This is a genomic window from Candidatus Poriferisocius sp., assembly GCF_965219775.1.
Taxonomy (GTDB): domain Bacteria; phylum Actinomycetota; class Acidimicrobiia; order Acidimicrobiales; family Bin134; genus Poriferisocius.
Window position 1 is genome coordinate 441,572 of the sequence record NZ_OZ244793.1, and the last position, 15,669, is coordinate 457,240.

7 protein-coding genes are annotated in these 15,669 nt (G+C 65.2%); 2 read left to right on the forward strand and 5 right to left on the reverse strand.

Features of this window, described 5'->3' with window-relative positions; all coding sequences use genetic code 11:
- Positions 1-136 precede the first annotated feature (136 nt).
- A complete protein-coding gene (locus ACOQPQ_RS02070) occupies positions 137-364 on the reverse strand; it encodes a ribbon-helix-helix protein, CopG family (protein ID WP_420637783.1) in 228 nt (75 codons plus the stop codon).
- A 248-nt stretch (positions 365-612) separates the two neighbouring features.
- Between ACOQPQ_RS02070 and ACOQPQ_RS02075 the strand changes: the two genes are divergently transcribed.
- Both ACOQPQ_RS02075 and ACOQPQ_RS02080 read left to right on the forward strand, forming a co-directional pair.
- The gene (locus ACOQPQ_RS02075) at positions 613-1,662 is read left to right on the forward strand and encodes a ribbon-helix-helix domain-containing protein (RefSeq protein WP_420637784.1); all 1,050 of its coding nucleotides are present in this window, start codon (positions 613-615) and stop codon (positions 1,660-1,662) included.
- Positions 1,659-4,004 carry a hypothetical protein gene (locus ACOQPQ_RS02080; RefSeq protein ID WP_420637785.1) on the forward strand — a complete coding sequence of 782 codons (2,346 nt, stop codon included), beginning with the start codon at positions 1,659-1,661 and terminating at the stop codon, positions 4,002-4,004. The genes ACOQPQ_RS02075 and ACOQPQ_RS02080 overlap by 4 nt, the downstream gene beginning before the upstream one ends.
- A 95-nt stretch (positions 4,005-4,099) precedes the next feature.
- Here the strand turns inward: ACOQPQ_RS02080 and ACOQPQ_RS02085 are convergent, their stop codons facing one another.
- The 4 genes from ACOQPQ_RS02085 to ACOQPQ_RS02100 form a co-directional block, all read right to left on the reverse strand.
- Entirely contained in the window at positions 4,100-4,918 is an 819-nt protein-coding gene (locus tag ACOQPQ_RS02085; protein ID WP_420637786.1) for a hypothetical protein, read from the reverse strand.
- A 3-nt stretch (positions 4,919-4,921) separates the two neighbouring features.
- Positions 4,922-5,374, reverse strand: a complete 453-nt coding sequence (locus ACOQPQ_RS02090; protein WP_420637787.1) for a DUF488 family protein — start codon at positions 5,372-5,374, stop codon at positions 4,922-4,924.
- Positions 5,375-5,426: 52 nt separating this feature from the next.
- The gene (locus ACOQPQ_RS02095; protein ID WP_420637788.1) at positions 5,427-11,240 is read right to left on the reverse strand and encodes a beta strand repeat-containing protein; all 5,814 of its coding nucleotides are present in this window, start codon (positions 11,238-11,240) and stop codon (positions 5,427-5,429) included.
- A 219-nt stretch (positions 11,241-11,459) separates the two neighbouring features.
- On the reverse strand, positions 11,460-15,512 hold the full coding sequence (locus ACOQPQ_RS02100) for a GLUG motif-containing protein (RefSeq protein WP_420637789.1): 4,053 nt from the start codon (positions 15,510-15,512) through the stop codon (positions 11,460-11,462).
- Positions 15,513-15,669: the final 157 nt, after the last annotated feature.

Below are 15,669 nucleotides of genomic sequence, written 5' to 3' on the forward strand. Positions count from 1 at the left end.
GAATCAACGAGAGCGCCTTACAGCGAGTCATCTCTGGCTGACCCTTGTGGAGAGCGGGTTACGATTGGGATAGCTCTGGCTGGATTTCGCTGACGCCCCCCAGGGATTGTGGCCATGTCATCGAGCCTGAGGTAGGTCACGCTTGGTGGCCAGCCAGCCGATCGAGGATTCTCTTGTGACGTTCCACTGACGCGGCGAGTCGCTCCTGAAAGTCATGGTCGGCGCGTCGTGCCTCGATGTGGCTCTCGACTGCGTCGCGGATGGCCTGTGACACGCTGACTCCGTCAACCTCGGCGAGGAACTCGAGAGCCTCGGCTTGTTCGGCTGGCAATCGCAAGGTCATTGCTCTTTGGGCATCAGTCATGAGTGTTCTCCTGGGGCTTGATGAGATATTGACCCACACTACGCGAGTCCTGCACCGAGATACCATGATACCACAGTGGCGACAGGCCTTGTCGCCGACGGCGGGCCGCCGGCCTGAGATGTCGGGCTGAGGCGGGGATAAGATCTCATTAGATAAGAGTAATGTGTTTTGTCGGTGTGTTATGCTACACTTATTCAGTGCCAAATGGCTTGAGGGCTGCTAAGGTACCCTTATTAGGAGGTGAGCCGATGAGTCCGAAGGAGCAGCGCATCATGCGCATTCCCATTCCCATCCCTCTGATCAGGGAAATGGACGCAGTCATCATGGAGGGCCTCGGCGGGTACACGACCCGCGCCGAGTTCATCGTCGATGCCATCCAGGAGCGGATACTTGAACTCTCGTTCGATGTGGTGGAGGACGCCGGGGCCCCACAAGGCCTCCTGCCTACCGCCGATGACATGGCCCGCGGGCTGCACGAGGCAGCTCCGGCGCCTGGGGAGATGGTCAAATTGTCCGAGACTGCCCTCGAAGCTCCTTCATCGGGTGCCACAGTCGACTGCAAGTCGGACTTGAGCTGCCCGGAGGGACTGCCTCTCTTTGGCCTGCACAACCGCGACTACCCGTCGCTGTGGGCTCTTGCACAACTTGCAAGTCTCACGGAGAAGGACCCTATGCCAGCCGAGGCCTTCTACGACGAGGCTCTGCGCGAGGCGTGGAGGTTTGGGACACTGCTTGTCGCCGTCGAGAAGCACCTCGGAATCAAGTGCACCGCTCTGTTCCCCACCAACATGGACAAGCGAAAGTCCGCCGAGACACGGTTCCGCTCCTTCGCCATCGGGGATTTCCGGTTCACCGACGACATCTGGCGTACAAGCGGGCCGCTCTTCGAATGGCGGCTCGCTGGGCTTGTGGAAGGAGGAGAGTCCGGGCCGCTCATCGGGGTGACCCAGCTTGGGTGGGATGTTCTCCAGTCAGTGACTGGACTCCCTGTCGAGCATCCCCATCCCAAGCCAGTGGCGGCCAAGTTCCTGGCACACCTCGCCGACCATGCCCCCTCTGACGAGAAGGGCTTCAGGCAGGTTGTGGCTTCCATCGGCCCCGAAGGGGCCTCCCGCCAAGATGTCCTCGACCACTTCACGGAGTCGTGGCCTCAATGGACCAGTAACGAGGTCTCCACGAACTCGGCGGGCTACATCGCCCGCGCCCGTGAGTGGGGTCTCGTCGAACCCAAGCAGTTCAAAGGCCAATACAACCTGACCCCGTTTGGACACGAATATGCAACAGGAGGCATGTCATGAGAAGCATGAACAAAATGATCGTCGAGCAAGCCCTAGCGGCTCGTACTGTCGAGGAAGCTGAGGCAGTACAGAAGCTGATCGCTGACACGATTGGAGCCACCCATAAGCGGCCGCTCGGCGACAGGTGGAACAACCAGGGGTTTCTGACCGGCAGCGGTTCAAGCTACGACCACAAGGTCCTCGAGACGGTGACAAATATGCAAGACGCTGTCCTCGAGCTTCTTGTCCTCCAGAAGCTTGGTAGCCGTGATGAAGCGAAGTTCCCTACCCCTCATGCTGCCGCGGCTAATTTGCTTGCCGGGCTCGGTCCGAAACAACAGGCGGAATTTGCCACCGTCACGATTGATAGGGCAGAGCCCGGTAGGAACAAGAAGCGTATCACGCTCGTGATGCGTGATCGGGGATGTGGGATCACCGACGAAGAGGTGCCTCGGGGAATCTTTCTCATCGGAGACGGGCACAAAGATGGCGTCGACTGGCAGCAAGGAACATTCGGACTCGGTGGTGCCACACCCCTCCGGAACGCAAAGGCAGTGGTGCTCGTCACCCGCCGCCATCCCGATCTCCTCAAGAGTGAGGAGGTGGACAAGATCACCATTGCCGTCGTCCAGTGGGAACGGGAACGCACCACCAAGAATGCCTTCTACCTGGTGACCCACCCCTGGAATGAGGATGTTCCTGCAGAGTGGGTGCGTGCGACTCCTTTCTCGGTGCTGGCCAGCGACTTCCCGGACTTCGACGCGGGGACCCACTTGGCGCTCATTGCGTACGACACCGCAGGGCTCGGACGCATTTCTAGTGATGAGAGATCATTCGCTTCCATCTTCGATACTCGCCTCTATCGTCCGGTGCTGCCCATCAAGTATCGCAACAACATCACTCGTAGCAATCGGGACGAGACCCTCCGCGGCCTCCATCAGCGTCTCGAGGGCAACCCGGGAGTCAGTGGCACGGAAGGCCAAGACACACTGCCGTTCAACTATAAGGATACTACCTACCGGCTCCCAATCAGTTACCGATTGTTTGCGAAGCCAGGAGATCCAGGTGAACGGCGCAATTTCATTGCCCATGGTCACGCCCTGCTCCTCACTTCCAACGGCCAAGTCCACTCCCACTGGACCCCGCAAGAGTTCAAGCAGTACACCAAGCTCAACAAACTTTACAACCGGGTCCTAGTCGTCGTCGAAAGCGATGCTCTTCCCATTGAAGACCGAACAGAGTTGTTCACGGCTGACCGGTCCCAACTTATCCGCAGTTCCTTTGCCATCCGCTTGGAGAAAGAGATTGCTGCCTTTCTTGATGAGTGGGTGGCACTACAGCATGCCAACAATGCACTCATCTTAGAAGCGGTCTCTGGCGACAATAGTGACCGCCCAACCGTCAAAGTCGCCGAGCAGATCGCCCGGGCTGTCAAGGCTAAGGGCTACTCCTTTGGGGGCGAGGGTTCTGGGGGTGGGGGTGGCAGTCGCTCGAAGTCCCCCAATCCACTTCCACCGGATGACCTTTACGATGATCCCAATCACTTTGAGGGTCCAGAATCGGTTGAAGCTCAGCTCGGCAAGGTCAAAAGCATACATTTCCAACTCAATGCTGTCGACGGATTTATCAGCAAGCGCGCTGAACTCGAAGTTGTCTGCGATCACCCTGACATTGGGGTTTCCGAAATCACTGTCGGTGAACTCCAATCAGGGCGCGTGCGTGTGTCCGTCGCAGTACCGGAGAATGCTGATCTCGGTATCTGCAAGCTATCGGTCGAGATCCTTCCGTGGGTCAAGACGTCAGGTGGCCTTGGACCCTCTTTCGAATGGACGACCAAAGTGGAGGTCGTCGAGGAAAGAGAGCCGAAATCCTCCGGTCGGAGTCCAGGTTCGGACAAGGGAAAGTCTGGAACCGACAGTGGTGGGCTCGTTGCGCTCATCTGGAAGAGCGAGTCCGATCCTGGCACGGACAATTGGACTGCCGCAACGGTTGGGGAAATTGAGATGGTTGTAGGAAGGGAATTGGCTAAAGTATGTCCCGAATACTCCAACCTAGCTGAAGTGGACTCGGAGATCCCCACAATTGTTCTCAACCGGACATACACTCGGCTCAAGTCATATGTTCATGCCCGTGCTGCCGAACTCAGCACCGATGACAGCGTTTACAGAGCCCGAGATCGTTATGCAGTGGGGGCTGGCGTTGCTCTCCTCCTGCTCGATCAGGAAACCCGTAAGGCTGAGAAGGAAGGCAAACCGCTTGATGACAAGGCCATCGCTGTTGCCCGCCAGGCGGCGGCCCGAGCCGTGCTCAGTGTCTTGCCTGCTTATGATCGCCTCGAAAGACAGACCTTGGCGATGGATTGACGAGTTGAATCGCAAACCGAGGCGTGGAGGGCTCACCGAGCTCTGGGTCGTGACGTTGCGGCTTCCCTCTGGCCGCTGACAGGGAACACCTACAGCTACTGGAGTGACTGTTGGAGGGAGGCCTTCGGAGGCCAGAAAACGCCGAGTACCAGAAACGAATGTGGATGCTGTTCTTGGTTGCCGACGAACAGTTCGGTCTCACGGTCGACGGCCCATAGCTTGTCAACGAACTTGTAACGCATCTGTTCCTGCCAGTCGTTCCGATGTCGCACGTTTCTCCAGAGGGCAACCGCTTCCCAGTCGATGATGGTCTGGGAATGGCTGTTGCAACCGGGCGCAAGGCATCGGTACTTGTACCGGAAGCGCCACGGTACAACCTCAAAGTCAGGCTTCTTGGTGTCGGGATCGTCAAAGAGGCTCGGCCAGGCTGCGATAGCATCGGCACGATGTCGCCACTTGGCGAGCTGTTCAGGGTCGCGCATCGTGACCTCGAACTCGGGCGGCTCTAGGGTCTTGATCACTGCGAGTGAGGGTGTCGATGGGCCGGACCCGGCGCGGTTCAGTTTTACCAGCTCGCACATCGTCGGACGGGGGAGACCGGCCAAGCGCTGCCGACGTGTGGACCATGAGTGATCGGTTCCGATCGTTTCTCCGGGTATCAGTGTTCCCTCCAGTGGAATCCACGACTCAGGGCGTCGGTCGCTGCGAGGTCGGACTACATCGACCGTGACCTCTTGGTACTTGCGGAAGCGAGTGTCGTCGGCGAGATCTCGGAAGGGGACGGGATGAAGCCGAATCCACTCGGGATCCTGGCCAAGGGTGACGGCGGCAACACACATGGACTCCTCAAGCTGGGAGGTCAAGACCGGTGCGGCCTTCACGAGGATCATCACCCGCTTGGTTGAGGGTTCCATGGTTCAGATTCGGAGGACGTTGAGGTGTGGCCATGATTCCTGCATGTGGTCGGTGATGCAGGAGCGGTGGCAGGTGGAGTGATCGTGTTCAAAGCAGAGGAGGGCGACTGTGTGCCTTCGAGCCAACTCAGTGACTGCTCGTAGGCAGTCGGAAGCCCCGTTGCGCAGGTGGCGCTGGTAGCGGGCTCGGGCCGCGGGAAGCCCGCTGCGGAAGTCGTCTCGATTGTCCTTGGGGTTCCCGAGGCTGCGCTCGTGGTGGTAGCCGATCGAGGCGTCGGCGAGAGCGGTGGTCAGGGCGGTCTTGGAGAAGCCCTTCTTGCGAGAGATCGCGTTCAGGCGCACGTCGACCACCAGCTCGACGCCGTTGGCCACGAGAGCGTCAACGAACTCGTCGATCGAACGGCCCTCGTAGCCGACCGAGTAGATGGAGCCGGCGGTGTTCGAACTGCTTCTCACCCTCGAAATCCTAGGCGTGTGGGACGCTGAACACGAGGGTGGGGGATGGGGGTTAGTTGTCGGGGCGTTGTTCGCCGAATTCTTCGACGGTGGCTTGGCCGTCGCCGTTGGTGTCGGCCTTGAGGGCCGGGTACTCGGTGTCGGTGCCGAAGTCCCAGGCGTGGCCCCAGTGGGCGTAGATGCCGCTGCGACCGGTGGGGGCGGTGAGTTCCGCGGTGGTCTTGGCCTGGCCGCCCGCGCTGGTGGTGAGGCCGGTGACGGTCTCGTCCCAGTAGCTGTAGATGGCATCGGAACTGGAATTGGCGATGCCGACGAGCCCGCCGGTGTTCTTGTTGCCGATCACGGTCGCCCGGGAGTAGCTGTGGCTGATCCCGTAGCTGTTGTTGACCCCGACGAGGCCGCCCACCCGGTTCTGCCCGGTCACCCGGCCGGCGGCGTAGCTGTCGGCGATCAGCCCGCCGTTGTTCTGTCCGACGAGGCCGCCCACGCGGCGGGCACCGGCGATGTGGCCGGTAGCGAAGCTGTGGGTGACGGTGTCGTTGGTGTAGCCGATCAGGCCGCCGGCCACCCGCCCGGTGGACGTGACATCGGCGGTGCTGTAGCTGTAGGACACCTTGGCGGTGGTCTCGCCGATCAGACCTCCGACCCAGCCGCCGCCGCTCACCTGGCCAGAGGACGAGGAATGCGACACCTCGGCATAACTCAGCCCCACCAGGGCCCCGACGTTGTAGTCGCCGCCGGTGACGTCCACGTTCTCCAAGTGCAACCGGTTCACCGCCGCGTGGTAGCCGAGTTCACCGAACAGGCCCACGAAGTCCTCGTCCCGGTCGATGTACAAATTGAGCACCGCGTGCCCGTTGCCCTCCACCCGGGCCTGGAAGTGGTGGATGGGATCCCAGCCGTCGCCGCCGTTCCAGAACAGATCGCCCGAGTCGGCGAAACCGTTGCCGTTGGTGTCCAAATCCACGTTGGCCACCAGCTCGTACCCCGAACAGCCGGCGTCGGGACAGCCCATGGCGTCGTACTGCCCGCCCACGAAGGCGTCGTAGTACTTGGCGCTGTTGGCCGCGCCCGGCTTGGCCTTGCCGGTGGGATCCCAACGCAGGGCGTTGAGCTGGGCCGGGGTGACGATCTCGATCAGGCCGTCGTCGTCCATGTCGTAGTCGTTGCGCCGCGGCGACCCGAACTCCAACCACGAGGCGTTGCCGTCACCGTTGAAGTCCACCACCAACACCGGGTACTCCTTGGCGTTGCCGAAGTGCCAGTCCGGGTCGCTCCAGGTGGCGTAAATCCCGGTGTAAGCAGCCGCCCCGACGGCGGACTCGCTGTCGGACTGCAACCCCGAGGTGGTCTGGCTGGTGCCCCCGCCCGCACTGGTAGCCGCACCAGTGGTGGTGGCGTCCCAGTAGGCGTCGGTGTCCACCACGGCCGAGTCCTCGGCGGTGCCCACCAAGCCGCCCACACTGGCCGCCGACGACACCGGTCCGGCGGCGTACCCCTCGTGGACCGTTCCGCCGCTCATCCGCCCGATCAGCCCGCCCACGCTGGACCCGCTGCCACCGGGGCCGGTCACCGACCCACTGGCGTAAGCGAACTCCACCGTGGTGTTCTCGGCCAGCCCGATCAGCCCGCCCCCGAGATGGGCCGTCCCCGACGGGGCGTTCACCGTCACCGTCGGCTCCGTGTACGAACGGGTCACCTTGGCGTTCAGGGCCCGCCCGATGAGACCGCCCACGTCGTTGGTCCCGGTCACCGAGGCATGGGAGTAGCTCTCGGACATCTCCACCTGGGCATCCTTGAACGTGCCCGCCACGCCGCCGGTGGTCCCCGACGGGGCGTTGCCCACCACGCTCCCGGTCACCCCCACCCGGCTGATCGGAGAACGCCCGGTGCCCACCAACGCACCCACGTCGGCCTTGTTGCCGGTCACGGAAATGCTCACGTCGGCCAACACCACATTGCGCAGCCGCGCCGACCCCGACGTCTGGGCGAACAAGCCGTAGGAGGCGTCCCCGCCGGCGGATTCGCTGATGAACAGGTTGGCGATGGTGTGGCCACCACCGTCGAACACGGCCCGGTACCGGGTGCCGATCGGGGCCCAGCCCTTACCCGAGTTCCACCACGCACCGCCATGATCGGCGGCATCCACGTCACCGTCACCGTCGGAGTCGAAGTCCAGATCGGCGGTCAACTCGTAGCCGACACACACCTGATCCTCGGTGGCGGTCTCGTCGTCGTTGCACCCCATGTGCGACGCCGCGGTGGGGAAGGCGGCGGCATACGCCGGGTAGTCGGCGTCGGCCACCGCGCCGTCGCCGTCCAGATCCCAGCGCAGGGCGTTCAACTGGGCCAGGCTGCCCACCTCGATCAACCCGTCGTCGTCGACGTCGTAATCCAAGAGCGTGACCACCGTCACCCGGAATGTGTCGGTGCCGGTGTCGCCGTAGAAGTCGGTGGCCACCACGCTCACGTCGGCCGTCCCGGCGGCCACCCCGGTCACGGTCACCACCTTGCCCGTCGAGTCCAACACCGCCGTGGCCACCGTCGAATCCGAGGAGGACACCGAGTAGGTCAAGGCACCCTGGACACCCACGTCGAACACCGCCGCACCGGCCGGTTCCACACCCACCACGTACTTCCCGGTCACCCCGATGGTCTGATCGGCGATCGGGGTGACCACCGAGGGCGCACTGGTGTCGCGCTGGGACCCGAACTCACCCCACGTGGACGTGCCGTCCCCGTCGAAGTCGGCCACCAGCGCCGGGTACTCGATCTCGTTGCCGAAGTGCCACGAGGAATCCCCCCAGGTGCTGTAGATGCCGGTGTAGCCGGAGCCCCTCACGACGGTGTCGGTGTCGGCCTGCAACTGCGAGGTGGTCTTGGCCGTGCCGCCCCCGGCACTGGACGACGCGGTGGTGGCCACCGAATCCCAGTAGGCGTCGGAGTCCACGGAGGCCCCGCCGGTGACCGCGCCCACCAGCCCCCCGAGGTCGCCGGCAAAACTCTGGTCGGTGCCGTACTTGATCGCACCGGCGGCGAAGCCCTCACGAACCCGGCCGCCATCCAACAATCCGACCAATCCCCCCACATCGGTCGAGGAATTCGACGGCGCGTCCACCGACGAGGTGGCGTACCCGTACTCCACGGTTGCCCCGTTGGCGTACCCCACCAGACCGCCCACCCGGTGCCCGCCCGTACCGGCGTTGGTGTTGGACACCGGCCCGGCGGAATAGCCGCGGGTCACGGTCACGCTGGTCGCCCGCCCCACCAAACCACCGACATCGTTGCCCCCGGTCACCGCGGCGGCCGAGTAACTGTCCACCAGGGTCACCGAGAGCCCCCTCAGCGATCCCACGATGCCGCCGGTGGTGCCCTGGTTGCCGATGCCCGACACCGTGCCGGTCACCCCCACCCGGTTGATCGACGCCCGGGCGGTGCCGGCCAGGGCCCCCACGTCGGGCTTGGTGCCGACCACGGCAATGTCCACGTCGGCCAGCACCAACCCGCTCACCGAGCCACCAACGGCGATGTGCTCGAACAAACCGAACGAGTCGTCACCCCCCTCGGGCTCGTCGATGTACAGGTTGGCGACGGTGTGGCCGTTGCCCCGGAACGCCACGTCAAAGGAGTCGGTGTCGTCGCCGATCGGATCCCAGCCCTTGCCGCTGTTCCAGTAGGCCCCGCCGTGATCGGCGGCGTCCACGTCACCGTCACCGTCGCCGTCGAAGTCCAAATCGGCCACCAGCTCGTAGCCGTCGCAACCATCACTCGGGCACCCCATGGCGGAAATCGGACTCACAAACGCCGCCCGGTACGAAGCAGCATCGCCGGATTGATCCGCGGTGCCGTTGCCGTCGAGATCCCAGCGCACCGCGTTCAATTGCGCCAGGTTGTGGATTTCGAGCAGACCGTCGTCGTCGCCGTCGTAGTCGGCGTTGGTGCTCACCGACACGGTCACCGTGGTGCTCACGCCGGCCCCGTCGGCGTCGGTGGCGGTGATCACCAGCGGACGATCACCCGAAGCATGAGCCACCACCTTCACGGTCGCCGTGGCCGCGTCAACGCTCGCCGAATGATACGACTCGTGCATCGTCGCCACCGAGTAGGTGAGCGCGGTGCCTTCGGGATCGGAGAACACCTCACTGCCGGTGGTCTCCAGGGGGATCGAACCCTGCCCGTACCGCGGCAGGTTCAGCGTGGCCACCGCGTTAGCCACCGTCGGGAAGCGATGACCCGAAGCCACCGGGAACTCCACCGACGTGGCGTTCCCGTGCGAGTCGGTGGCCGTCACCCGAATGGTGGCGGTGCCCTTGGCCACCCCGGTGACGGTGAGGGTGTCGGTGGAGCTGTTCACCGCCACGGTGGCCACCGACGTGTCGGAAGACGTGGCGGTATAGGAGGGCTTGTCGCCCGTGCAGTAGCCGAACACCGGATTGCTGCCCTCCAGGGCCACCGACGTGGTGCTGCCCAGCGACACCTCTTGACCGCCGACGTCCCGGTTCTTGCGGACGTGCGTGTCGGCGCGTTGCTGGCCGAACTCGGCCCACGTGGCGGTGCCGTCATTGTTGAAATCGGCCACCAGAGCGGGGTACACGCACGAGGTACCGAAGTCCCAGTCGGCGGTCGTCCAGGTGCGGTAGATCCCGGTGTACCCGGTACCGGCCACGGTGGCGTTGGTATCGGCCTGCAACTCGGAGGTGGTCTTGGCCGTACCCCCGTCGCTGGTGGACTGACCGGTCGACGTGGAATCCCAATAGGAGTCTGCGCTCACCACACTGGTGTTGTCGGCCTTCAGCCCGAGCAGGCCCCCGACATCACCGGTTGGCCAGACCGACACCTCGCCGATGGCGAACGACTCGTCGATGTCCGAAACGGTCAGCAGCCCCACCAGGCCCCCCACGTGCCCATGGCTGCTCTGGGTGACCGAAATCGACCCGGCGGCGTACGACTGGCCCACCTTGGCGTTGAAGTACACGTCGCCGACGAGACCCCCCACCCGACAGGACTGGCAGTTGGACTCGGTCACCGTGCCGCTGGCGTAACTGCGTTTCACGTCGGCCTTCCGCAATGCGCCCATGAGGCCGCCCGCGGAGACGGATCCCTGGGAAACGTGGGCGGTCACCGACGCGGTGGAGTAGCTGTCGACGGTCAGCGCGGTGGTGGCGGCGTCAGGGGTCGTTTGATACCCCACCAGACCACCCACGTACACCTTGTTGCCGGATGGAGACGCCGGGTTGTCCACCTGCACCGACCCCGAGGAGGAGACGGCGCGCAGCGTGCCGCGGTTGTGCCCGGCCAGCGCTCCCACCGACACTTTGGCTCCGTTCGCGGTGACCGAAGCGTCCGGCAGACCGAGATGGCGTACCTCGCCACCTGCGCCGACCTTGGCGAACAAGCCGATCTCCTTCTGGGGCGCCGTGGCGGCAGCATGGATGAACAAGTTGGCAATGGTGCGACCATTCCCCTCCAAGACGGCGGTGTACTCGCCGCCGATGGGTGACCACCCCGCGCCGTTGTTCCAGTAGGCACCGCCGTGGTCGGCGGCGTCCACGTCGCCGTCGTTGTCGGAGTCAAAGTCCAAATCGGCGTTCAGCTCGTACCCGGTACACGCCGGGGTCACGGACGTCGAGGCACACCCCATGGTCAGCGCCGCGTTGGGGAAGGCGGCGGCGTAAGCGGATTGGTCGGCGGCCGCCACCGTGCCGTCGCCGTCCAGATCCCAACGCAGGGCGTCGAGTTGGGCCAGATTGGCAATCTCGATCAGGCCGTCGTCGTCGGTGTCGTAGTCGGTGAGCAGCGTCTGAGCGCTCAACGGTGCGGGCGCGACAACGCCGAGCAGGGCCGCCAACAGGGCCAGGGCCGCCACCCTCCCAACGCTTCGCACCCCCCAGGAGCGACGACGGGGCAAGAGGAGAACCCTCGCCCGTTGGTCAACGGCGTAGGAACCGGTAAGCAGCCACATAGTCTGACCCCCTCAGACTTGACGCATTCGCACCCTACCATCAGTGGCCAGGCGCGCGCGGGGAAACCGGTGAACGCCCGGTCAATTCTCGGATCGCCCCCGGTGGGGCGTGGGGGATGGGGGTCAGGTGCCGGGGCGCTGCTCGCCGAATTCTTCGACGGTGGCGGTGCCGTCGCCGTCGGTGTCGGCTTTGAGGAGCGGGTACTCGGTGTTGGCGCCGAAGTCCCAGGCATCGTCCCAGTGGGCGTAGATCCCGGTGCGACTGGTGGGGGCGGTGAGGGCCGCGGTGGTCTTGGCCTCGCCGCCCGCGCTGGTGGTGATACCAGTGATGGTCTCGTCCCAGTAGCTGTAGATGGTGTCGGAACTGGAGTCGGCAATGCCGACCAGCCCGCCGGTGTTCTTGTTGCCGATGACGGTGGCCGTCGAGTAACTGTGGTGGATGCCGTGGCTGGCGTTGACCCCGACGAGGCCGCCGACCCGGTTCTTGCCGGTCACCCGCCCGGCGGCGTAGCTGTCGGAGATCAGCCCGCCACCGTTCTGTCCGACGAGGCCGCCCACCCGGCGGGCACCGGCGATGTGGCCGGTGGCGTAGCTGTGGGTGACGGCGCTGTTGGTGTAGCCGATCAGACCGCCGGCGACCCGCCCGGTCGAGGTGACATCCGCGGTGCTGTAGCTGTAGCTCACCTTGGCGGTGGTCTCGCCGATCAGACCTCCGACCCAGCCGCCGCCGCTCACCTGGCCGGAGGACGAGGAATGCGACACCTCGCCGTAGCTCAGCCCGACCAGGGCGCCGACGTTGTAGTCGCCGCCGGTGACGTCCACGTTCTCCAGGTGCAACCGGTTCACCGCCGCGTGGTAGCCGAGTTCGCCGAACAGGCCCACGAAGTCCTCGTCCCGGTCGATGTACAGATTGAGCACCGCGTGGTCGTTGCCCTCCACGTGGGCCTGGAAGTGGTGGATGGGATCCCAGCCGTCGCCGCCGTTCCAGAACAGGTCACCGGGATCGGCGAGGAAGTTGCCGTTGGTGTCCAAGTCCACGTCGTCCACCAGCTCGTACCCCGAACAGCCGGCGTCGGGGCAGCCCATGGCGTCGTACTGCCCGCCGACGAAGGCGTCGTAGTACTTGGCGCTGTTGGCCGCGCCGGGGCTGGCCTTCCCGGTGGGGTCCCAGCGCATGGCGTTGAGCTGGGCCGGGGTGGACACCTCGATCAGCCCGTCGTCGTCGATGTCGTAGTCGTTGGACCGCTGCGGCCCGAACTCCTGCCACGAGGCGTTCTCGTTGCCGTCGAAGTCCACCACCAACGCCGGGTACTCCTTGTTGTTGCCGAAGTGCCAGTCCGCGTTGCTCCACGTCGAGTAAATCCCGGTGTAGGAGGCGCCGCTCACGACGGATTCGCTGTCGGACTGCAACCCCGAGGTGGTCTGGCTGGTGCCCCCGCCCGCACTGGTAGCCGCATCGGTGCTGGTGGCGTCCCAGTAGGCGTCGGTGTCGACTGCGGCCGAGTTCTCGGCGGTACCCACCAGGCCGCCCACACTGACCGCCGACGACACCGGTCCGGCGGCGTACCCCTCGTGCACGGTGCCGCCGCTCATGCGCCCGATCAGCCCGCCCACGCTGGAGCCGCTGCCGCCGGGGCCGGTGACCGACCCGTTGGCGTAGGCGAACTCCACGGTGGTGTTCTCGGCCAACCCGATCAGCCCGCCCCCGAGATGGGCCGTCCCCGACGGGGCGTTCACCGTCACCGTCGACTCGGCGTACGAACGGGTCACCTTGGCGTTCAGGGCCCGCCCGATGAGGCCGCCCACGTCGTTGGTGCCGGTCACCGCTGCTTCCGAGTAGCTGTTGGACATCTCCACCTGGGAATCCTTGAACGTGCCCGCCACGCCGCCGGTGGTCCCCGACGGGGCGTTGCCCACCACGGTGCCGGACACCCCGACCCGGCTGATGGGCGACCGCGAGGTGCCCACCAGCGCACCCACGTCGGCCTTGTTGCCGGTCACGGAGATGCTCACTTCGGACAGCACCAGATTGCGCAAGCTGGCCGACGAAGACGTCTGGGCGAACAAGCCGTAGGAGGCGTCACCACCGGCGGATTCGCTGATGAACAGGTTGGCGATGGTGCGACCGCCACCGTCGAACACCGCCCGGTACCGGGTGCCGATCGGGGCCCAGCCCTTCCCGGCGTTCCACCACGCACCGCCATGATCGTCGGCGTCCACGTCGCCGTCACCGTCGGAGTCGAAGTCCAGGTCGGCGGTCAGCTCGTACCCCCCACACACCTGATCCTCGGTGGCGGTCTCGTCGTCGTTGCACCCCATGTGCGACGCCGCGGTGGGGAAGGCGGCGGCGTACCCGGCGTGATCGTCGTCGGCCACCGTGCCGTCGCCGTCCAGATCCCAGCGCAGGGCGTTCAACTGGGCCAGGCTGCGCACCTCGATCAGCCCGTCGTCGTCGGCGTCGTAGTCCAGGGCTGTCAGCACGGTCACGGTAAACGTCTCGGTACCGGTGTCGCCGTAGTAGTCGGTGGCCACCACGCTCACATCGGCCGTGCCGACGGCCACCCCGGTCACGGTCACCACCTTGCCCGTCGAGTCCAACGCCGCCGTGGCCACCGTCGCATTCGACGTGGACACCGTGTACGTCAACGCACCCTGGGTGCCCACGTCGAACACCTCCGCACCGGTGGGCTCGACGTCGATCACCACCTTGCCGGTCACCCCGATGGTCTGGTCGGCGATGGGATTGGCCGCCGACGGCGCGCTGGTGTCGCGCTGGGTTCCGAACTCGGTCCACGTGGAGCTCTGGTCGATGTTGAAGTCCACCACCAGGGCGGGATACTCGATCTCGTTGCCGAAGTGCCACAGCGAGTCCGTCCACGTGCTGTAGATGCCGGTGTAGCCGGAGGCCTTCACGACGGCCTCGGTGTCGGACTGCATCTGCGAGGTGGTCTTGAGCGTGCCGCCCCCGGAACTGGAAGAGGCGCCGGTGCTCACCCCGTCCCAGTAGACGTCGGCGTCCACCACGGCGCTGTTGGTGGCCGCGCCCACCAGCCCGCCGAGGTTGCCCTGGAAGTCGGTGAAGGTGGCGTACTTGATGGTGCCGGTGGCGTAGCTCTCACTGATGGTGCCCCCGTTCATCGATCCGATCAGCCCGCCCACGTCGGTGCTGGGCTGCCACGGCGCGGTCACCGGCGACGTGGAGTACGAGTACTCCACGGTGGACGCCTCGGCGTAGCCGATCAGGCCGCCCACCCGGTGGCCGGGCGCGTCGTTGTTGAGGTTGGCCACCGGCCCGGTGGAGTAGCTGCGGCTGACATCGAGGTTCTTGGCCCGCCCCACCAGGCCGCCCACGTCGTTGTTTCCGGTCACCGAGGCCGCGGAGTAGTTCTCTATGAAGTGATCGCCCGATCCCTTGTAGGTACCAATGATGCCGCCGGTGGTGCCCTGGTCGCCGGTGCCCGTCACCGTGCCGGTCACCCCCACACGCACGACCGGCGCCCGGGAGGTGCCCACCAGGGCGCCCACGTCGGGCTTGTCGCCCACCACGGTGATGTCCACGTCGGCCAGTACCAGCCCGCTCACCAGGGCGTTGGCGGCGAGCTCGCCGAACAGGCCGAAGGAGTCGTCCCCGCCGTCGGGCTCGTCGATGTACAGGTTGGAGATGGTGTGGCCGTTGCCCTGGAACTTCCGGCGGTACGTGAAGCCGTCGAGGTGGATGGGATCCCAGCCCCGGCCCGCGTTCCAGTAGGCGCCGGAGTGATCGGCGGCGTCCACGTCACCGTCGCTGTCGCTGTCGAAGTCGAGGTCGGCATCCAGCTCGTAGCCGTCGCAGCCGTCACTCGGACACCCCATGTCGTCGGCCGCGTTGGGATAGGCGGCGGCGTAGCTGGCGGTGTGACTGGAATTGTCGGGGGTGCCGTCGGCATTGAGGTCCCAGCGCACGGCGTTGAGCTGGGCCAAGTTGTCGATCTCGATCAGCCCGTCGTTGTCGCTGTCGTAATCGACCAGCGGATCCTGCGCGCCCAACGGGGTGGGCGCGGTCACGGCCAAAAGGGTGGCCAACAGGGTGATGGCCGCCCCGTGGGCCAGGCCCCGGACCGCCCGGGGGCGGCGTCGGGTTTTGGATCCGATTCCGGATGGTTCATCACCGGCGGTGTGAGCGGAAAGCAGCCACATGGTTCGACCCCTTCAATCAGCTTCAAACTGCTTCAAGCAGCTTGTGAAGGAACCCTACCAATAGTGGGCCGGCGAGTGCCGGAGTGCCGGGGGTTCGTCCCCGGTCACACGGTGGCGGCGCCGCTCTCGCCACGCCACCACTGGTGGCCGGGCTGCC

Bases quoted from the DNA above. Each gene is read 5' to 3' on its own strand.
- ACOQPQ_RS02100 (WP_420637789.1), bottom strand. From the start codon at position 15,512: ATGTGGCTGCTTTCCGCTCACACCGCCGGTGATGAACCATCCGGAATC.
- ACOQPQ_RS02085 (WP_420637786.1), bottom strand. From the start codon at position 4,918: ATGGAACCCTCAACCAAGCGGGTGATGATCCTCGTGAAGGCCGCACCG.
- ACOQPQ_RS02070 (WP_420637783.1), bottom strand. From the start codon at position 364: ATGACTGATGCCCAAAGAGCAATGACCTTGCGATTGCCAGCCGAACAA.
- ACOQPQ_RS02080 (WP_420637785.1), top strand. From the start codon at position 1,659: ATGAGAAGCATGAACAAAATGATCGTCGAGCAAGCCCTAGCGGCTCGT.
- ACOQPQ_RS02075 (WP_420637784.1), top strand. From the start codon at position 613: ATGAGTCCGAAGGAGCAGCGCATCATGCGCATTCCCATTCCCATCCCT.